The sequence below is a fragment of the Collinsella sp. SGI.180 genome (genome assembly GCF_050313455.1).
Classification (GTDB): domain Bacteria; phylum Actinomycetota; class Coriobacteriia; order Coriobacteriales; family Coriobacteriaceae; genus Collinsella.
Genome location: NZ_JBNPLL010000005.1, coordinates 1 through 20122, shown reverse-complemented (window position 1 = coordinate 20122; position 20122 = coordinate 1). Strand labels below are relative to the sequence as shown.

The window sequence follows — 20122 nt, the reverse complement described above, 5'->3', positions numbered from 1 at the left end:
AACGTCCTTTCGTCTGAATTCACAAGTTGAGGTAGAAGTTCGAGTTCTCGGTGGCTCTCGTTAGGCCATCTTGTTGAGCATGTCGACACGGATCTGGTGACGGCCGCCGGCGTACTGTGCACGCAGGAACTCGCGGGCGATCTTCTTGGCGACCTCGGTTCCCACAACGCCCGGGCCCATGGTGACCATGCGCGAGCCGTTGTGCTCGCGGGTCATGTAGGCGGAACGCTCGTCGGAAATGTTAGCGACGACCATGCCCTTGATCTTGACGGCGGCCATATAGGAGCCGACACCGTACTTATCGAATGCGAAGCCCTGGGAATCCTTGTGCTCCAGCAGGTCCTTGGCAACGGCGGTAGCGGAATCGACAAAGTCCGCGGCAGGGGTCTCGGAATAGTCGACGACCTCGTGACCATCGGCGATGAGCATCTCCTTGATGGACTCCTTCATCGACATACCGTCGGCATCGGAAGCGATTACAACCCTCATGACATCCTCCTTGAGAGATACGCAGGTGCGTAGTTTCTGTTTGGAAGTGTTGAATCTCGTTCAGGTCCGGGCATCTGAATGTGCGATTCTTCACTGTTCATGTTTATTTGAACACATTCGAACAGTAACTGCAACAACTATTTGTTTATCTTTGTTCTTTTTTGAACAAATACCGTTCACGGATGATTGCTGACCGTTTGGACCGGGCGCGGGCGTAGCGACCATGTGTTCAACAAACAAAAGGGCGGCCGAGAACGTGTCTCGGCCGCCCTTCGGCGGTATGCCCCGGTATATACGGCAGCTTTAGCTACTAGGACTGCCCGCCCTTCTTGGCATGCTTGGACGGATTGCCCAGAAAGCGGCCCGTCAAATAATTCGTCGGCCCGGAAATATCAATCCCCAGCAGTGTGTGCCCCAGCCACAAAAACGCCGCGAGCACCAGCAATGGGATAACGCACGAGGTCACTATCATCACGATGACGCCTTCGATCAGATCGGTCACCTGCTGCACAATCTCATCGGTCATCTGCTTGGCGCCGCTGGTCACCGTCGTGACGAGACCCGAGGCACCGTCGGCAAGCTGTTCAAGCACGTTCTTGGACTCTGCGGACTCAGTCTTTTTCTTGGTTGCTTTGGAGCTATCGCTATCTGCCGCACTCGCAGCGTCAGTCGCCTTTTGCTCGGCCGCCTCGATGCTCACTCGATACGTTTCATCGACCTTCTGCGACACCCATACGCTCGCGGGCACCAACACCATGCTAATGATGGCGACCACCAGCACACGCGTTGCCACGCGACGAATGACCGTGCTCGTGCTCCAGCGTCCGTGAATGCCAAGCGACGCTGCAAAGAGCACCAGCGCAAACGGGATCAGGATGCCCAGGCCAACCGACCACAAAATCGTGAGTAAATATTTCTCTAGGTATAGCACGGCAAGCACGATACCAAGATTACCCGAAAGCTGTGCGAGCTGCTCGGCAACCGGCGTTCCCGTATCGCCCGGCAGCGCAGTGATACCCGCAGATAGGGCGACGCACGAGGTCGTGAGCGCCAATACATTGCCCTTCTTTTGATCGATGACCTCGATGGTAGAGTCCCAAGTCTTGGTATCGGCGAAATGCGGACGAGCCACAAACCCCGACAGCAGCGCCAGTGCCACGAGCGCAACGATGAGGCCAATCTGCAGTTTTTTGTTTGCGCACACGACATCGGATAGGCTGGGCTGCAGCTCGGTCACCGTTGTTTGCTCGGTTATCTGGACAGGACGCCCATGAGCCATCTCGCCCGCGTCTCTCTTTTGAATCGATCCGTTGTCCGGCATTTGGATACCTCCTCATTCCGGCCTGTATTGCGGATGGAAGTATACCCACCCAGCGAAAAACCGAACGGGAGGAGGCGCAACGGGCTGCCGAATGACCCGCTTGCCACGAAATGGGCCCATCTACTACGTTTAACTGCCCATCCCCGACCATGCCCCGTGGCGTAAAAACAAAACCACAGGTAGAACGCTTGCAGTTTTTCATGAAACGCAGGTGTGTTCGGGGGTATCGGGTTAAACGTAGTAGATGCGCCAGTTTCGTGGCGAGTACTGCTAACTGATCCTCCGGGGACGGGAAAAGCGGGTCATTTTGGTCTATCGACCCCTTTTTCGCCGCAACCGAGATAGATGGGATACAGAAAAGCCCTGCCGCGGATAGCGGCAGGGCTTTTGGAAGGGGACTTGGTTGTGCGGGCTCGTTAGGCGAGCTTGGCCTCGAGCTCGGCGATGCGCTTGTAGGCATCGATGGTAAAGCGGGCCTGCTTCTCCAAGATCATAGTGGTCATGAGGGTGTCCTGAGCGTGAGCCATGATGAAGGTCATCTCCATCTCGCCGCCGCCGGCCTCCTGCGAAAGCAGCTTGGTCTGCGTGTCGTGGGCGCCGATAAGTGCATCGCTGGCATCCTTGTGCAGCTGTTCGGCCTTCTCAAAGTCACCCTCGCGAGCAGCATCGAGCGCTGCAAGCAGATCGGTCTGGGCGTCACCTGCGTATGCGACAATCTCGAATCCAACCATCGAGATTTCTTCTTTGGTTGCCATATTGCGTTCCTTTCACATATGAACCAATGGAGAGCATCGCGTCCGGGCATACGCGCTGCGCTGTGTATGACAGAAACAATAACATTCAAACAAAAAAGAACAATACAAAACGTAATTTCGAGCTATGAACGGTCACTTTTAACCCGCGAACGGTTTCCAAACCATTTCGAACAATATCAAACATGATTAACGGAAACCCAAACAGGACCGCGCCCTAACGCAAATCGCGCACCGTATCGCCCTCTACGAGCACGCCGGGGATCAGCATGTGCTCCACGCCAGACGCAACTCCCTCGGCGCCGGCGATCTTGTCGACTGCCCACATGCCGACACGCTTGTTGTCAAAGCGCACGGTGGTCAGGCGACGATCGGGCACGATGTCGCCCAGACTATCATCAACCCCCACCACGCTCACGTCCTCGGGCACACGCCTTCCGCGCGACTCGAGTCCGCGAATGCAGCCGTAGGCCATGGCGTCATTGGAGGCATAGATGGCAGTACAGGTCGGATCGTCCGCCAGAGCCTGGCCTGCGGCATATCCACTCTGCGCCGTCCAGTCGCCACGGATGAGTCGCGGCAGCTCAATACCATGCGAGCGCAATGTCTCGCGCCAGCCCTCCTCGCGCTGCATGCCCGAAAGCGAGCGTTCGGGACACGAGATAAAGTGCACGGTCTTGTGCCCCTGCCCCAGCAAGTACTCGACAACCTGGCGCGAACAATCGAACTGATCGTTATCGACCGTCGAGCACAGCGGGTGCTCCAGCATGGTAACGAGCACCGTCTGCATACCAGGCAGCGGCTCAAAGGTGCCAAAGTCCGCCGGCATGCGATTCATGATCACGACCATGCCATCCACCGGCAGTGCGCTCATGCGCGACGATGCGCTCTCGAGGGTATACGGATGTCCATCTACTTTAGTGAGGGTAATGGCGTAGCCGTGCTTATCGGCGGCGGCGGCAAAGCCCTCCATACGGTCGAGGTTGCCGGTACCGGTAATGTTGAACATGGCGACGCCGACGGTCTTAAACTTGCCGCGGCGCAGCGATCGACCGGCAAAATTGGGGCGATACCCCAGCTCGCGCATGGCGGCACGCACGCGCTCCTTGGTCTCGGGGCGCACGCTGGGCGAATCGTGGACGGTGCGCGAGACCGTCTGTTCTGAGACGCCCGCGAGGAGCGCCACATCCTTAACGGAAACCGATTTTTTAACAGCGGCCATAGGTCGATCTTTCTATGTCAACGATGCCATTGGTGGCACCCTACGCAGTCAAATGAAACATCTTCAAGTATATCTAACGCCTCCCCCACCATACGCTCACCACCCAAAACCTACCGTTCACCGACATTTTTGCTTCCCCGAACGGCTTTTATCGCCCAAATGTTAACGTTGCCATTGCGCAAACACAGAGCCACCGGGCGGCTCAAACGTTTACGCGCAAGAAATCGACGGTCCGCAGGCACAGGGGCCATCGGTTCGCGTCTTATTTTGTGTCACAAAATGGCAACGTCAACATTTTGGCAACCAAACGTCAAAAGCTACCATCGTTGCTAACCCACCGACTCTTAGGAGCTTTGCATGGAGCAACTCATCGCCACCATCGAAAAGGGCCAGCCCTTTTTCAACGCGATCGCCCGCAACAAGTACCTCAAGGCGATCCGCGACGGTTTTATCTCCGTCATCCCCATCATCATCTTCTCGTCCATCTTTTGCCTGGTAGCCTCGGTCCCCAACATCTGGGGTTTCTACTGGCCCGATGACATCAACAACGCCCTGTGGAAGTGCTACAACTACTCCATGGGCATCCTGGCCATCGCCTGCGCCGCTACCACAGCCAAGCATTTCGCCGACGCCCAGAACCGCGATCTGCCCAAGAATAACCAGATCAACTTTATCTCGTGCATGTGCGCGGCCATCATCGGCTTCTTGCTCCTTTCGAGCGACACCATCGCCACGGATGCCGCCAGTGGCTTCAACACCACCTACCTTGGTTCCAAGGGCCTGCTGACCGCCTTCATCGCTGCGTTTGTGACCGGCATCATCTACAAGTTCTTTATCAAGCGCAACATCACCGTCAAGATGCCCGAGCAGGTTCCGCCCAACATCTCGCAGACCTTTAAGGACATCATCCCCTTCTCCGTCTGCATCACCGTCTTTTGGGTCTTTGACATCGTCTTCCGCGCTGCCTTTGGCTTCTGCTTTGCCCAGGGCGTCATCCAGGTGTTCCAGCCCCTGTTCACCGCTGCCGACGGCTACATCGGCCTTGCTGTGATTTACGGCGCCATGAGCCTGTTCTGGTTCGTGGGCGTCCACGGCCCCTCGATCGTCGAGCCCGCCATCGCCGCCGCCCTCGTTGCCAACATGACCGACAACCTGGCTGCGTTCCAGGCCGGCCAGCACGCTTCCGCTGTCCTGACCCAGGGTGCCCAGTACTTCGTCGTCTGCATGGGCGGCACCGGCGCCACGCTCGTCCTGGTCTTTATGTTCTGCTTCCTGGCCAAGTCCCAGGAGATGCGCGCTGTCGGTAAGGCCGCCATCGTCCCCGTGTGCTTTGCCGTCAACGAGCCGCTGCTGTTCGCCGCGCCTATCGTGCTCAACCCCGTCTTCTTTGTCCCGTTTGTCTTTGCCCCGATCGCCAACATCTGGATCCTCAAGATCTTTATCGACTTCTTGGGCATGAACGGCTTTATGTACACCCTGCCTTGGACCGTCCCCGGCCCCATCGGCACCATCATGGGCCTGGGCTTCCAGCCGCTCGCCTTTGTGATGCTCGCCCTTATCCTGGTCGTCGACTTCGTTCTGTACTATCCGTTCTTCCGTGCCTATGACGCCCAGAAGTGCGCCGAGGAGGCCGAGATTTCCCAGGAGGAGCTCGCCGCCAAGAACGCCGAGAAGGCCGCCAAGCTCAACGATGCCTTCCAGGGCAAGGCCGACGCCAAGAGCGTTGCCGCCGGCGCTGCTGCCGAGGCCGTGGAAGCCGGCGCCCCCGCCGCTTCCGCAGCACCCGCTGCCGAGGCAACGGCCACCAGCGACCTCAACGGCAAACGCGTGCTCGTGCTCTGCCAGGGTGGCGGTACCTCGGGCCTGCTCGCCAACGCGCTGGCCAAGGCCGCCAAGGAGCGCGGCATCAATCTTGAAACCGCTGCCGAGGCCTATGGCAACCACGTGGACATGCTCCCCGACTTCGATCTGGTCGTCCTGGCCCCGCAAGCCGCAAGCTACCTGGCCGACCTGCAGAAGGACTGCGAGCGCGTGGGCAACAAGTGCGTCGCCTGCCGCGGTAAGCAGTACATTGAGCTTTCCCAGAACGGCGATAAGTCTCTCGCCTTCGTAAGCGAGCAACTCTCGAAGTAAGTAACGCACAGGGCCAGCCGATCATCCAAGACCGGCTGGCCCTTCGATTTAGACGATTGGATCATCATGTCCGTTAACCCTGCTAGCGTCACCAACCCGCCTGCGCAGTTTCCCGAGGACTTTGTCTTTGGCGGCGCCACTGCTGCCTACCAGGTAGAGGGCGAGACCCGCACCCACGGTAAAGGCAAGGTTGCCTGGGACGACTTCCTGGAGGCCCAGGGGCGCTTTTCCCCCGATCCCGCTTCGGACTTCTACAACCAGTACCCCGTCGATCTGGAGCTGTGCGAGGAGTTCGGCATCAACGGCATTCGCCTCTCCATTGCCTGGAGCCGCATCTTCCCCAACGGCACCGGCGAGATCAACCCCGAGGGCGTGCAGTTCTACCACGATCTCTTCGCCGAGTGCCACAAGCACCACGTTGAGCCGTTTGTCACGCTGCATCACTTCGACACGCCGCTTGCCCTCTTTGAGAAGGGCGACTTCCTCAACCGCGAGACCATCGATGCCTTTGTGGACTTTGCCACCTTCTGCTTTAAGGAGTACGCCGACCAGGTGACCTACTGGTTCACCTTTAACGAGATCTGGGCCGATGCCTCCAACACCTACATCGAGGGCACCTTCCCCGGCGGCGTCAAGGCGCATCTGGCCGAGGCTTTCCAGTGCGAGCACAACATGATGCTCGCCCACGCCAAGGCCGTACTGGCCTTCCACAACGGCGGTTTTAAGGGCAAAATCGGCGTCATTCAGTCGTTGGAGTTTAAGTATCCGCTCAACGAGAACGACCCCGCCGACATCAAAGCCGCCAACAACGAGCACGTGTTGCAGAACCAGTTCTTGCTCGACGCCACCTTCCGCGGCGACTACGCGCCCGACACCCTCGAGTGCGCCAACCGTCTGGCTGCCGTCTCGGGCGGCACCATCGAGATCCTGGACGAGGACCTCGAGATTATGCGCGAGGCCGCGCTCTACAACGACTACCTGGGCGTCAACAACTACCAGTGCCGCTTCTTGAAGGCTTACGACGGCGAGAACGACCTGCACCACAACGGTACGGGCGAGAAGGGCACCGGCCGCTGGCGCGTTAAGGGTATTGGCGAGCACGTGAACAAGCCTGGCATCCCCACCACCGACTGGGACTGGATCATCTATCCCGAGGGCCTGTTCGATCTGCTCGTCTACATTAAGCAGCGCTACCCCAACTACAAGCAGATCTTCATTACAGAAAACGGCATGGGCTACAAGGATCCCTACAAGGACGGTTTTGTGGACGATCAGCCGCGCATCGACTACATCGAGCAGCACTTGCGCTGGCTGCTCAAGGCCATGGAGGTGGGCGTCAACGTGGGCGGCTACTTCCTGTGGAGTCTGCAGGATCAGTTCTCCTGGACCAATGGTTACAACAAGCGCTATGGCTTCTTCTACGTTGACTTTGAAACCCAGAAGCGCACGCCCAAGGCAAGCGCCTACTGGTACAAGCACGTGGCGCAGACCCGTCGTCTGGACTAGCGGCTGGCGACCAGCGGAATTGCCCCGCTCACATAACCTGTCCCCATTTCTCAGCCGGGGGTGGCACGTCACACGGCGCGCCGCCCCCGGCCTTTTGTTTTTGTTCGGCTGGGGGGCCGTTTGTCTCGATCTGTAACATCTAGCCGAGTTTTTGGTCCCTAGCTGTTACAAATCAAGACAAACCGGGAAGACGGGGCCGAATTGTCTAAATCTGTAACACTAAAACCGGTTTTGGACGTCTGGTTGTTACAGATTGAGATAAACGCACAGGACAATCCTCTCAATCTCGATCTGTAACATCTAGCCGAGTATTTCGGTCCTAACTGTTACAGATTGAGATGAACGAGCCGAGCACGTCTACGCCCGCAGGTCCTTCACGCTGGAACGCTCGACCAACACGCCCGACACAAGCGTGCGGCTTCTGGAGCTCGGAGCCTCAAGACCTGCGACGACCTCGTTAAGCGCACGGATGCCCAGCTCGCGGTGACGAAACTTCACCGACGTCAGAATCGAGTTGGGAATCGTCTTGTAGAGCTCATCGTCGAAGCCGATCACGGACACGTCGTCGGGCACACTGAGCCCTTTGTCACGTAGAGCCATCATCACGCCGTTTGCCATGCAGTCGTTAGCAGCGAGGACCGCCGTGCAATCGGGTTTATCGGCAAGCACAAGGCCCGCGGCATAGCCACTATCCGCATTCCAATCACCTTGCAGAGGCTCGGGCGGCTCAATGCCACGCGTCTCGAGTGCTGCACGCCAACCTTTCATACGGCACTGGCTCGACAGCGACTCTTTCTTACCAGAAACGAAATACACGTTCTTGTGACCATGATCCAAGAAGTACTCGCACGCCATGCGCGCACCACCCTCTTGATCGTCACTGACGGTATAGCAGGTAGGATGCTCCATCGGTGTGATAATCACCGTCTTCAGGTCTTTCGGCGCCTCAAAGGTATCAAAGTCATCGACCATCTGACGCAGGTTGAAGATCATGCCATCAACAGGCAGCTGCGACATCCTGCGCGCGGCTTCGGCAAGGGTCATCTTCTCCCCCGCCCGCTTTTTGATCATCGTGAGCGCAAAGCCTCGCTCTTCGGCGGCATCGGCGATACCGTCAATCATGTCCACGGCGCCGCCCGACAAGTGGAACATCACCACGCCGATGCACCCGTAACGGCCCAACTTGAGTGAACGCGCGGCAAAGTTGGTTCGAAACCCGAGCGCCTCCATTGCGGAATGGACCTTATTGCGTGTCGACTCTCGTACGCTATCGGGCTCGTTGATCACGCGCGACACCGTCTTGAGAGAAACACCCGCGGCAATCGCCACATCGTTCATCGAGACGTTTTTCTTGTCCATCGTTGCCACTGCTTCTCCAGTCGGTTCTCTATCGCTTGTTTTTTGTGTTCTAGCATACACTACCTGCCTGACTGATAAATCAGCCGTTTATCGGACGATATCGACCGTTCACCTGTAAATCCTTGTTGCTCTTCCAAAAATGTCTTACGTTGTCATTAACGAAATGACAACGTTGTCATTTCACAATGCCTTCCTTAAGCAGGAAGGTTTCCGGGCAGTCCTGACCATCCATCGACGACCAGTTCCATCCACATGCATCGCGCATCAAGTAGCAAAGGAGCTCTATGGACGCCATCGTAAAGATGCTCGAAAAGCATCAACCGTTCTTTGAGAAGATCTCGAGAAACATCTACCTCCAGGCCATCAAGGACGGATTCCTTGGGTGCATGCCCATTGTCCTCACCTCTTCGATCTTCCTGTTGATCGCCACCCTTCCTGGCGTAGTTGGCATCACGCTGCCCCAGCCGCTCATCGACTGGTGCAACAAGCTGTACAACTTCACCATGGGCGTTATGGGCATCATGGTCGCCGGTACCACCGCCAAGAACTTTACGGCTTCCATGAACCGTCGCATGCCCGCCGGCAAGGTGCTCAACGACGGTTCCACCATGGTTGCCGCCCAGTGCAGCATGCTTTTGCTCGCCGTTACGCAGTTCACCACCAAGCTCGACGGCTCCGAGCTTTCGGTCTTCGATTGCACCAGCATGGGCACGCGCGGTCTGTTCTCGGCCTATATCGCCGCGTTCATTACCGTGTGGGTCTATAAATTCTGCGTCTCGCGCGATCTGACCATTAAGCTGCCCAAGGAGGTTCCGGGCGCCATCGCTCAGAACTTCCGCGACATCATCCCCTTTGGCGGCGCCGTCATCATCTGCGGCATCATCGATGTCGTCGTGCGCAACCTCATGGGCGTTCCGTTCTCCGAGCTGCTCATCAAACTGCTCTCCCCGCTCTTTACCGCTGCAGAAACCTATCCTGGCCTTATCCTTATCCAGGCAGCCACCGCGTTCTTCTGGTTCATCGGTGTCCATGGTCCTTCGATTGTCCAGCCGGGCATCGACCCCATCCGTCTTGCCAACCAGGCCGAGAACCTGCAGGTTCTGCTGGCCGGTGGTCACCCCGCCCACTCCCTCACCTTTAACATGTCGCTCGTGGGTGAGTTCGGAGGCACCGGCGCCACGTTCATCGTGCCGCTTCTGCTGATTCTCTTTATGAAGTCCAAGCAGCTCAAAGCCGTCGGTAAGGCCTCGATCGTACCGGTCGCCTTTGCTGTCAACGAGCCGCTGCTCTTTGGCGCGCCCATGATCCTCAACCCCTACATGCTCATCCCCTTTGTTGCTGCCGGCTGCGTCAACGTAAGTGTTGCCAAGTTCTTTATCGATAACGTGGGTATGAACGGCTTCTCCTTCGTGGTGCCTTGGGCTACCCCTGCCCCCATCGGCATCTTCATCACCACGAACTTCCAGCTCATCGCCCTGGTATTTGTCGCGATCATCATCTTGCTGGACGCCATCATCTACCTGCCGTTCTTGAAGGCATACGATAAGCTGCTCTGCGACCAGGAGGCAGAGCGCGCCGCCGAGCTGGGTCTTGAGTCCGATGGTGCTGCCACCATCGCCGCCAGCACCTCCGCGCCCGCTGTCGAGCAGGCTACCGCTTCCGTCGAGCCGACCGCCGCTGCCACCGACAGCAAGCCTGTCGCCGATCAGCCCGAGCCCGTCGTCAAAGCATCCGCTAAGAAGGATGTCGACGGTCTGAAGGTCCTCGTCCTGTGCGCCGGTGCCGGCACCTCTGCCATGCTTGCCAACGCCATCAAGGAAGGTGCTGCGCAGACCGGAGAGAACATCGCTTCCTCCGCGGGCGCCTATGGTCAGCACACTGCCATCATGGATCAGTACGACGTTATCGTGCTTGCCCCGCAGGTTCGTAGCTACTACAACGACATGAAGGCCGACACCGATCGCCTGGGCATTAAGCTGCTCGCCCCGCGCGGTAAGGAATATATCGACCTTACTCGCGACCCCGCTGGCGCCATCAAGTGGCTCCGCGAGAACCTCGACTAGTTCCTCCCTCTGTTGGTGCCCGGATCCCCAGTTCGGGCACCTCTCCCTATTCGTATCCCGCAGAAAGGATGCCTCATGACCAACCCCATGCAGTTCCCCGACGGCTTTGTGTTTGGCGGCGCCACCGCCGCTTACCAGGTTGAGGGCGAGACCCGCACGCACGGCAAGGGCAAAGTGCCCTGGGACGATTTCCTGGCAGCTCAGGGTCGCTTCTCCCCCGACCCCGCAAGCGACTTCTACAACAAGTATCCGGTCGATATCGACCTGTGCCAGCGCTTTGGCATTAACGGCATTCGCGTCTCCATCGCTTGGAGCCGCATCTTCCCCAACGGCACCGGTGAGATTAACCCCGAAGGTGTTTCCTTCTATCACGAGCTCTTTGCCACCTGCAACAAAGCTGGCGTTATCCCCTATGTCACGCTCGATCACTTCGATACGCCCGAGGCCTTTTACCAGAACGGCGGCGAGGGTTTCCTGACGCGCACGACGATCGACGCCTTTGTCGAGTACGCCAAGTTCTGCTTTGCCGAGTTCACCGAGGTCAAGCACTGGTTCACGTTTAACGAGATTCCCGCAACCGCCGAGGGCAGCTTTATCGTCGGCAACTGGCCGCACGGCGAGAAGTACCGCCTGGACAAGGCCTTCCAGCTCATGCACAACATGATGGTGGCCCACGCCAAGGCTGTCGTCGCCTTCCATGAGGGCGGCTTTGAGGGCGAGATCGGCATTGTCCAGAACCTGGAGCCCAAGTATCCCCTCGACCCCAACAGCGCTGCCGACTGCGAGGCAGCTCGCATGGCCGACGTCATCAACAACCGCTGGGTGCTCGACGCCACCTTCCGCGGCCACTATGCAGCCGACACCATGGAAGCCGCAACCAAGCTGGCCCATATCGCCGGCGGCGAGCTCGACGTCCGCGACGAGGACATCGCCGCGCTGACCGCCGCGCTCCCCTACAACGATTGCCTGGGCGTCAACACCTACAAGTGCCAGTTCCTGCGTGCTGCCGAGGGCGAAAACGACATCAACCACAATGGCACCGGCGACAAGGGATCTTCGCGCTGGTTCCTCAAGGGCGTGGGCGAGTCGTGCGTGCGCGAAGGCGTTCCCACCACCGATTGGGACTGGATCATCTATCCCGAGGGCCTGTACGACCTGCTGCTGCGCATTAAGAACGATTACCCCAACTACAAGAAGATCTACATCACCGAGAACGGCATGGGCTATAAGGACGACTTCGAGGATGGCTTTATCGACGACGCCCCTCGTATCGACTACATGCGCCAGCATCTCGCGTGGATCCTCAAGGCGATCGACGGCGGCGTGAACGTCGACGGCTACTTTGTGTGGTCGCTGCAGGACCAGTTCTCCTGGACCAACGGCTACAACAAGCGCTACGGCCTGTTCTACATCGACTTTGAGACCCAGAAGCGCTATCCCAAGGCGAGCGCGTACTGGTACAAGAACGTCGCGGAGACCGGCCTGCTCATGGCCTAGTTTCCGCCGCATACCCCCTGTCGGCCGCATACGAATCCCTCCACGGGTTCGCATGCGGCCTTTTTGTTTTGGCTCGGCCCGAGCAGGTCGTTTGTCTCGATTTGTAACATCTAGCCGAATATTTCGGCCCTAGCTGTTACAAATCGAGACAAACAGAACGCCCGAGCAGAAATATCTCAATCTGTAACATCTAACTCGCTTTTAACCGTCTAACTGTTACAGATCAAGACAAAGGTGATGGCTGGGTAGACAAAATCTCGATCTGTAACACCTAGTCGAGTTTTTAGGTCCTAGCTGTTACAGATTGAGACAAACGGAATAGGCTGAGCCAAAAATCTCGATCTGTAACATCTGACTCGCTTTTGGCCGCCTAGATATCACAGGTTGAGACAATTTGATAGCGAAGTCCCCATTTGCGCGTCATATCGCGTAGCGCTGACGCGCTGGTTTCCACAATGACAGGAGGTAAAAGTCCTCCCGCATCGCCTGTTAGCAATCCAATAGCGTTAGCTAGCAGATGACCTGCGTGTGTTCCTCGATGGCGGCGCGGTCCTCGGCGGTAATACCCGGCTCGCACACCACGGCATCCAGGCTGTCCAGACGGCAGAAGGTGTAGAAGTCGCGCCTGCCAATCTTGCTGGAATCGGCGATCAGATAGCGCGAGTCTGCCTTGCTAAAGGCGAGCTGCTGGATACGGCCCTCGTCCATGTTGGACGTAGATACGTCACCGTCCAAGATGCCGTTGGCGCCGATAAACGCCGCATCGATACCCAACGCACGCAGGGTATCCTCGGCCGTTGGTCCCACAAAAGCGGCGGTGCGGCGACGATACATGCCGCCCACGAGGCACAGGTCGCAGTCTTCGCGCGCCTCGAGCAGGTTAAACACCGAAAGCGAGTTGGTCACAATGCGCAGGCGGCACGCCGGCAGCATCGAGGCCATCTGCTCAACCGTGGTGCCCGTACCCAAAAAGATGGTCGAACCTTCCTCGATAAGCTCCACGGCGCGGCGCGCAATCTGCAGCTTTTCCTCGGCATGCTTGGTGCGCTTTTCGCTGTGCGAGTACTCGTGGCGCAACATAGCGTGGGGACGACCCTGCGCACTGCGGGCGCCGCCGTGCACGCGCTCGATCTCGCCCAGGCTCGCAAGCTCCTCAAGATCACGGCGGATCGTCATATCCGAGACGCCCAGTGCATCCGAAATCTCCTTGACCGAGACCGTGCCCTGCTCCTCGAGCAGCTGACGAACCTTATCCTGTCGCTCCGCTTTAATCACGATGAATCCTCGCCGTTCTTTGCGCGCATATCATTCAAACAGTAACGAACAAATTGTATCAGACTCGTGCGCGTCAAAAATGAACGCCCGCACAGCTCCAATCATCACTTTTTTGAGAAAAATACCCCCTGCTTTAGTGGGATGTAGTGATAATCTCACCTGTTCGCGCTACAGTTTGTCGGAAATACCTCGATGTTAGGAACCAAATGATCACTTCTGAGCTTTTCGGCACCGCGCCGTGCGGTACCCCCGTTCATCGTTACACCCTCAACGGGCCCGAGATCTGCGTTCGCATTATGGACTATGGCGCCACCGTGCTGGGTATCGATGTGCCCGACATTCCCGGCAACGTGCGCGATGTGGTGCTGGGCTTCGATAAGCTCGAGGATTACTTTGACAACCCCGCCTGCTTTGGCGCGACCATTGGCCCCGTGGCAAACCGCACCGCGGGTGCAACGATCACCATCGACGGTACGGACTGGCATATGCCCGCCAACGAGGGCGCCAACAACCTGCACAGCGATCTTGAACACGGCCTGCACAAGCGCGTGTGGGATGTTGAGCTCGACGAGGCTCACAACGCCGTGCGCATGACCACCTCACTTGAGGATGGCGAGTTGGGCCTGCCCGGCAACCGCACCTTTACGGCCGTGTTTACCGTGACGCACACCGGCCGCTTCCGTATCGAATATGGCTGCGAGAGCGACCGCGCCACGTACGTGTCCATGACCAACCACACGTACCTTAACCTTGCCGGTCATAATGCCGGCATGGACTGCGAGCACTTCTTTGTTGCTAACGCTGCCCACTACCTGCCCATCGACGACCAGAACATTCCTACTGGCGAGATTGCTCCGGTCGAGGGAACACCGTTTGATTTTCGCGAGTTACGCCCCGTCGCGCCTGGCATGGAGGCCGACCATCCGCAGATTAAGCAGGCACGCGGCTACGATCACTGCCTGTGCATTGGCGGCTATCAGTACGGCCGCAATCTGCGCCGTGCCCTGCACGTCGAGGAGATGTGGACCGGCCGTGAGCTGGACTACTACACCACCGCCCCGGGCGTTCAGCTCTACACCGGCAACTGGCTGGGCGACGAGCACGCCAAGGACGACGCCAACTATGGTTGGGGCGCCGGCTTTGCCCTCGAGGCCGAGATGTACCCCGACACGCCGCACCAGCCGCTGTTCCCGCAGGGCATTGTGGGCCCGGGTCATCCCTACAGCAATGTGATCGAATACCACTTTATGAGGCACTAAGCCCATAACGCAACATATCGCACAGCAGCGCCCGCCGGCACACCGCCGACGGGCGTTTTTGTACCTAGTTGTAGGCAACCAGGCACATCCCGGCTTGAGTGATTAGTGCATTTAACGTGAGAAAAGCCGTCAGAACACTTGCGCGGATTTGCGATGTCCCGTATCATAGACAGCCGTTGACGCCTCAGCTGCGTCACCACATGGCCGCCAGCGTAGCTCAGTTGGTAGAGCACCGCTCTCGTAAAGCGGGGGTCACCGGTTCGAGCCCGGTCGCTGGCTCCATTGCACAAGACAGCCGCCTTCGGGCGGCTTTTTTGTTGCCGATTTTGAGTGCGCGTGCCAATCCACGCATCGCAACAGCGCCAGCTCCCCTATTCAAAAACAGAAACCCCGTTAATCGTGATTCCCCTAGGGAAAACACGATTAACGGGGTCGTAGCGTGCTTCCCTTAGGGAAAACACGCCAGCATACGAACAGCTCAGCAGAGCAGCGCGCTACTCCTCCCAGTAGGCGTCGGCAAGCAACTTAAAGCAGATCTTCTTGACCGGCTGCGCGCCATCGCCCGGGAACTCGAGCGTGGGCATGTGAGGCTCGCCGGCAACAAACAGCGCAAACTTGTCGTCGGCAAGATCGCCGGCGATCGAGGCGTCGGAATCGACCAGATCGTAGTCGTCCTTCTCGTCAAACTCCTGGACCAGCGTCAGGCTACCCGTAGCGACCTTAAAGGCCTCGCGACCCTCGACGTCGATCTGCAGGTCGTGATAGCGCTGATGCGTCTCATAGTGAGCCTCGGCCTCGGGACGCGTCGTGGGAGCCATGACGTTCGCAAAGACCTTGTCGCCCAGAATCGGATGGCTGCCGACCTCGAGCTCCGCCGGGTCGTTCTCCTCGAGCCAGTCGATCAGCACGTCGAGGCCCTTAAGCATTCCGCGATACTCCTCGATATCGCCCAATGCACCGTAAATCATCTAAATCCCCTCTCGAATCGTTTCTTTGGCGGCTACTCGGCAAACGCGTTACCGACGCTGTTGCCACCCACATACGTCTCGACCAGGGTAAGGTCGGGATTGAACACGACAAAATCGGCATCGCGGCCAGGCATAATGCTGCCACATTTATCCTCGACGTGAGCAGAGCGCGCGGGCACCTCGGTCGCCATGCGAATTGCGATATCGGCGCTCGCGAGACCCCAGTCGACAATGTTCTTGACACCCTGTGCGAGCGTGAGCACCGAGCCGGCGATAGCAGAGCCATCGGCAAGCCAGCAAAGGTTGTCCTTCATAATGACATCCATGCCACCGCTGGTGTACTTGCCCTCGGGCATGCCGCCGCAACCCAGGCAGTCGGTGATCAGCACTGTGTGCTGCCAGCCCTTGGCCTGCAGCAGCGCCTTAATAGCAGCAGGGTTCACGTGTTTGCCGTCGCAAATGATCTCGGCATAGGTGTTGGGCGTGGTCATAGCGGCCCCGACGACACCGGGCTCACGGTGATGCAGACCGCGCTGGCCGTTGTAGGTATGCGTAAAGCAGCTGGCGCCAGCATTGATGGCGGCAGCACACTCATCATAGGTGGCATCAGAGTGGCCGATGCAGGTCACGACGCCCCTTGCGCTCAGAGCCGCGGCGTAAGCGGCGGCGCCGTCACGCTCGGCCGCCATAGCGCTCTTGACGATTCGACCGCCGGCGGCCTCCTGCCACTCGTCAAAAACTTTCTCGGACGGGCCGATCAGATAAGCAGGGTTCTGGGCGCCCACATGCTTCATGGTAAAGAACGGACCCTCCAGGTAGATGCCCTGAATACGAGCACCGCAGAACTCAGGTCCGCGCTCCTCGTCCGCCTGTGCAATGGCAGCGCAGGCGTCCTTGATCTGCTCCACGCCGTCGGTAAAGGTCGTAGGCAGCCAGCTGGTGGTACCACGACGAGCGAGCTCGGTCGAGCTGATGTTGATACCCTCGGCATCATTATCGGTCGTGGCATGGTTATAGAAGCCATGAATGTGGGTGTCCACCATGCCCGGCGCAATCCATGTACCCGAATAATCTTTGATCTCACAAGCGGGCTCATCGGCCTGCCAAGCGCCAAAGACGCCATCTTCGACCATGAGGTAGCCGCCCAGCTGCGGCCCCGCCGGCAAAAAGAACTTGTCGGCCTTGATAGCATACGTGCTCATCTATGCTCCCGTACCCGCAGTGCGTTTTAGGGCGGATCAAAAACCACTGCATTGTTAATTCGAGCGATTGTTCGTTGCCTTCTACCGCTTGGCGCATTTTGCACCCGCCGCAAAACACACCAAGCCGTTTATACCCAATAACTCTAGACTGCGCGGTTGTGGTAGACCTTGTATTTAAACTGGTCGGCGCGCGCAACCGAACGCGTATACTCGATAACCTCGTTGTTCATGTCATATGTGGTACGAATCAAATCCAGGACCGGTGCGCCTTCGGCAATCTCGAGCAGACGGGCGTCGGAATGGCGGGCGATACTCGCGTAGAATTCTTCCTCTGCCACGCGAACTTTCTCGTGAAAGTCCTGCTCGATCATGTCGTACAGCGATTTGTTCTCGATCATGGGGCGCTTAAGCGCAAAGAACTTGCGACTCGGCAGATATGTACACTCAATCATCAGCGGCACACAATCGGCAATACGCAGGCGCTTGATCTTGTACAGACGCTCGCCAAGACGCGCGTTCATCTCTACGGCAATATTCTTGTCAGCCTCGACCTCGGTAAACTCAAGAATCGTCGTCTTGGGCACACGGCCGATTGCCTTCATCTGCTCGGTAAAGCTATAGATTTGCGAGAGGTTTGCCGTTTGCAGAGAGCGGTCGCACACCATGGTTCCACGGCCGCGCTGACGAACCACCAGGCCCAGGCGCTCAAGCTCCTGCAGGGCAAGGCGAACCGTCGTACGCGAGAGCCCGTAGCGTTCCGACAGGTCACGCTCTGACGGCAAATAGTCGCCGGGTCGAAGTTCGTGATCGATTTTATCGGTCAGCAAATCGACGAGCTGATCGTACAGAGGCTGTTTGCGCGCTCCCATTGCCATGATGATACCTGCCGGATAAATGACTCGAAATTGGTTGCAACCAGACACCACGTACTATAGCAGTTTTAACGGAATAACAGCAGGTCAACCAGCACATTGCAATATTGTTTGCCGGTTATTTGCCCGTGTACTGTAATACCAATCGCACCGCCTCATCAAGTATCGAGGTAGCAAAAAGGGCCGCCCCCGCGGAGCGGGACGACCCTTTGCAAGACACGTACGTCTCTAAGGCTTAGAGAAGCTTCTTGAGCTCCTCGGCAACAGCCTGGACCTGCGTACCGATGATGACCTGGGTAGCACCCTTGTCCATCTTCATAACGCCCAGAGCGCCAGCCTTCTTGCAGGCAGCCTCGTCGACCAGAGCGGAATCGCCGAGCTCGAAGCGAAGGCGAGTAGCGCAGCAGTCAACGGTCTTAACGTTCTCCTTGCCACCGACGGCAGCGAGAACAGCGGCGGCCAGAGCGGCGAACTTGTCGTCGCCAGCAGCGGCGGAAGCGGAGGTTTCCTCGACATCCTCATCCTCGCGACCAGGGGTCATGAGGTTGAACTTGGTGATGGCGAAGCGGAACACGAGGTAGAAGACCAGGAAGGCAGCGATGCCCATCGGGATGATCATCCAGGTGTTGGCAGCAGCCGGGAGGCTAGCGGAGAACAGGAGGTCGGTAGCGCCAGCAGAGAAGCAGAAGCCAGCACGGAAACCAACATAGTAGGTGATGATGGTGAAGATGCCGTACAGGGCAGCGTACACAACGTAGAGCGGGAAGCACAGGAACATGAAGCCGAACTCGAAGGGCTCGGTGACGCCACAGACGAAGGCGCAGATGGCGGCGGAGACAACCAGGCCGATAGCAGCCTTCTTGTTCTTAGCGGTCTGAACCATAGCCAGGGCAGCGCCCGGGATACCGAACATCATGCAGGGGAAGAAGCCAGACATGTACATGCCGAGGCTCCACTTGACGTCGGCAGAGGTCTCGCCAGCCCAGAAGTGGGTCAGGTCGCCAAGGCCGATGGTGTCGAACCAGAACACGTTGTTCAGAGCATGATGGAGACCAGTCGGGATGAGCAGGCGGTTGAGGAAGGCGTAGATGCCAGCGCCGATGCCACCCATAGCAGCGATACCCTCGCCCAGAGCGACGAGCGCACCGAAGATGAGGGGCCAAGCGAAGAGCAGGACGACGGAAACGACGATGCAGATGACAGCAGTCATGATGGCGACGCAACGCTTGCCGGAGAAGAAGGCCAGCCAGTCGGGAAGACGGGTGTCCTTGAACTTGTTGTAGCAGGTGCCACCGATGATGGCGGACAGGATACCGATGAAGGAGTTACCAGCGATCTTGGAGAACGCGATGCCCTCGGTAGTGGCGAGCCAAGCGGTCTGGGCGTCGGCATCCATACCACGGATAGTGCCAACAACGGCAGGGTTCAGGAGCTGCTGAATCATCAGGAAGGCGACGAGGCCAGCGAGGCCAGCGGTGCCATCGTGATCGTCGGCAAGGCCGACAGCGGCGCCGACTGCGAACAGCCAGGCCATGTTATCGATAAGAGCGCCGCCTGCCTTGATGAGCAGGAAACCGGCGGTATAGGCAAAACCGGTAGTGTCACCGGCAGCACCCATGACTGCGGGAGCGAGCAGGTAGCCCACGCCCATAAGAATACCTGCGACGGGAAGCGCCGCAACGGGAAGCATCAGCGCTTTGCCGAGCTTCTGGAGGTACTTCATCATATGGTATCTCCTCCAACCTTTCTTTCGTTGTTCACCAACGAGTTCCATGTCCGCGCCTTGTGCATACCGGCCTCTCCGCTTGCCGGCATTGGTGCGCAAACTTAGACAACCCAGTCCCTATTTGGGGTTGCTGGTATGTACGGTAGCACACACTCAATTCAAACGTCCAACACATTTCGTTCAAATTACTATTTCGTTGCCAAACGGTTATTTTTGGCCCGTAAACGGTAATTTACGCAGGTAGAAGTGCTGCGTTTCTTTCATTACCAAACTTATTCTTAGCAATTTCCATTCGATTTCGAATCAAAATTGGTTACTACCAGATGAACAGTGGTACCACATTGTTACTACCAGTTTGGCCGAAATCGTTTTCACTTTACATGAATAAAGTCTCCAAGAATTTGTATATAACCTCTCCCCTACCACCCTCTTCCCCGCCCTTCCCTCCAACGCAAAAAGCCCCCTAGAACGATGTCCT

General features: G+C 57.9%; 15 protein-coding genes and 1 tRNA gene. 6 read left to right on the top strand and 10 right to left on the bottom strand.

Annotated features, from left to right (window positions below):
• Window positions 1-60 precede the first annotated feature (60 nt).
• The 4 genes from lacA to ACQRAP_RS03290 form a co-directional block, all read right to left on the bottom strand.
• Window positions 61-489 carry a galactose-6-phosphate isomerase subunit LacA gene (gene lacA / locus ACQRAP_RS03305; protein ID WP_006234830.1) on the bottom strand — a complete coding sequence of 143 codons (429 nt, stop codon included), beginning with the start codon at window positions 487-489 and terminating at the stop codon, window positions 61-63.
• Window positions 490-799: 310 nt separating this feature from the next.
• The gene (locus tag ACQRAP_RS03300; RefSeq protein WP_427794885.1) at window positions 800-1810 is read right to left on the bottom strand and encodes a hypothetical protein; all 1011 of its coding nucleotides are present in this window, start codon (window positions 1808-1810) and stop codon (window positions 800-802) included.
• 416 nt (window positions 1811-2226) lie between these two features.
• Window positions 2227-2565 (bottom strand): PTS lactose/cellobiose transporter subunit IIA, encoded by a 339-nt coding sequence (locus tag ACQRAP_RS03295; protein ID WP_055252615.1) that lies wholly within the window; start codon window positions 2563-2565, stop codon window positions 2227-2229.
• A 214-nt stretch (window positions 2566-2779) separates the two neighbouring features.
• A complete protein-coding gene (locus tag ACQRAP_RS03290) occupies window positions 2780-3784 on the bottom strand; it encodes a LacI family DNA-binding transcriptional regulator (RefSeq protein ID WP_427728584.1) in 1005 nt (334 codons plus the stop codon).
• Between the two features lie 357 nt (window positions 3785-4141).
• Here ACQRAP_RS03290 and ACQRAP_RS03285 point away from each other — a divergent pair, with 357 nt between their 5' ends.
• Together ACQRAP_RS03285 and lacG (ACQRAP_RS03280) are read left to right on the top strand one after the other, a co-directional pair.
• A complete protein-coding gene (locus ACQRAP_RS03285; protein ID WP_427728585.1) occupies window positions 4142-5917 on the top strand; it encodes a lactose/cellobiose PTS transporter subunit IIB in 1776 nt (591 codons plus the stop codon).
• A 66-nt stretch (window positions 5918-5983) separates the two neighbouring features.
• Window positions 5984-7423, top strand: a complete 1440-nt coding sequence (gene lacG, locus ACQRAP_RS03280; RefSeq protein ID WP_154514977.1) for a 6-phospho-beta-galactosidase — start codon at window positions 5984-5986, stop codon at window positions 7421-7423.
• A gap of 357 nt (window positions 7424-7780) precedes the next feature.
• Here lacG (ACQRAP_RS03280) and ACQRAP_RS03275 read toward each other — a convergent pair whose 3' ends face one another.
• Window positions 7781-8782, bottom strand: coding sequence for a LacI family DNA-binding transcriptional regulator (locus tag ACQRAP_RS03275; RefSeq protein ID WP_427794884.1), 1002 nt, complete (start codon window positions 8780-8782; stop codon window positions 7781-7783).
• 284 nt (window positions 8783-9066) lie between these two features.
• Between ACQRAP_RS03275 and ACQRAP_RS03270 the strand changes: the two genes are divergently transcribed.
• On the top strand, window positions 9067-10845 hold the full coding sequence (locus ACQRAP_RS03270; protein ID WP_427794883.1) for a PTS lactose transporter subunit IIBC: 1779 nt from the start codon (window positions 9067-9069) through the stop codon (window positions 10843-10845).
• Window positions 10846-10920: 75 nt separating this feature from the next.
• A complete protein-coding gene (gene lacG / locus ACQRAP_RS03265; protein WP_427794882.1) occupies window positions 10921-12342 on the top strand; it encodes a 6-phospho-beta-galactosidase in 1422 nt (473 codons plus the stop codon).
• A gap of 510 nt (window positions 12343-12852) precedes the next feature.
• On the opposite strand, the gene ACQRAP_RS03260 is transcribed toward lacG (ACQRAP_RS03265), so the two are convergent.
• Window positions 12853-13617, bottom strand: a complete 765-nt coding sequence (locus ACQRAP_RS03260) for a DeoR/GlpR family DNA-binding transcription regulator (RefSeq protein WP_427794881.1) — start codon at window positions 13615-13617, stop codon at window positions 12853-12855.
• 206 nt (window positions 13618-13823) lie between these two features.
• Here ACQRAP_RS03260 and ACQRAP_RS03255 point away from each other — a divergent pair, with 206 nt between their 5' ends.
• Window positions 13824-14876, top strand: coding sequence for an aldose epimerase family protein (locus ACQRAP_RS03255; protein ID WP_427794880.1), 1053 nt, complete (start codon window positions 13824-13826; stop codon window positions 14874-14876).
• 206 nt (window positions 14877-15082) lie between these two features.
• Window positions 15083-15158: transfer RNA gene (locus tag ACQRAP_RS03250), tRNA-Thr, on the top strand.
• A 212-nt stretch (window positions 15159-15370) separates the two neighbouring features.
• Here ACQRAP_RS03250 and ACQRAP_RS03245 read toward each other — a convergent pair.
• From ACQRAP_RS03245 to ACQRAP_RS03230, 4 genes are all read right to left on the bottom strand, one after another.
• Complete coding sequence (locus tag ACQRAP_RS03245) at window positions 15371-15844, bottom strand: YhcH/YjgK/YiaL family protein (protein ID WP_117778978.1); 474 nt, start codon at window positions 15842-15844, stop codon at window positions 15371-15373.
• A 32-nt stretch (window positions 15845-15876) separates the two neighbouring features.
• Window positions 15877-17046 (bottom strand): N-acetylglucosamine-6-phosphate deacetylase, encoded by a 1170-nt coding sequence (nagA, locus tag ACQRAP_RS03240; protein WP_427728596.1) that lies wholly within the window; start codon window positions 17044-17046, stop codon window positions 15877-15879.
• 143 nt (window positions 17047-17189) lie between these two features.
• Entirely contained in the window at window positions 17190-17921 is a 732-nt protein-coding gene (locus ACQRAP_RS03235; RefSeq protein ID WP_427718969.1) for a GntR family transcriptional regulator, read from the bottom strand.
• Window positions 17922-18153: 232 nt separating this feature from the next.
• A complete protein-coding gene (locus ACQRAP_RS03230; RefSeq protein ID WP_427728598.1) occupies window positions 18154-19644 on the bottom strand; it encodes a PTS transporter subunit EIIC in 1491 nt (496 codons plus the stop codon).
• Window positions 19645-20122 lie beyond the last annotated feature (478 nt).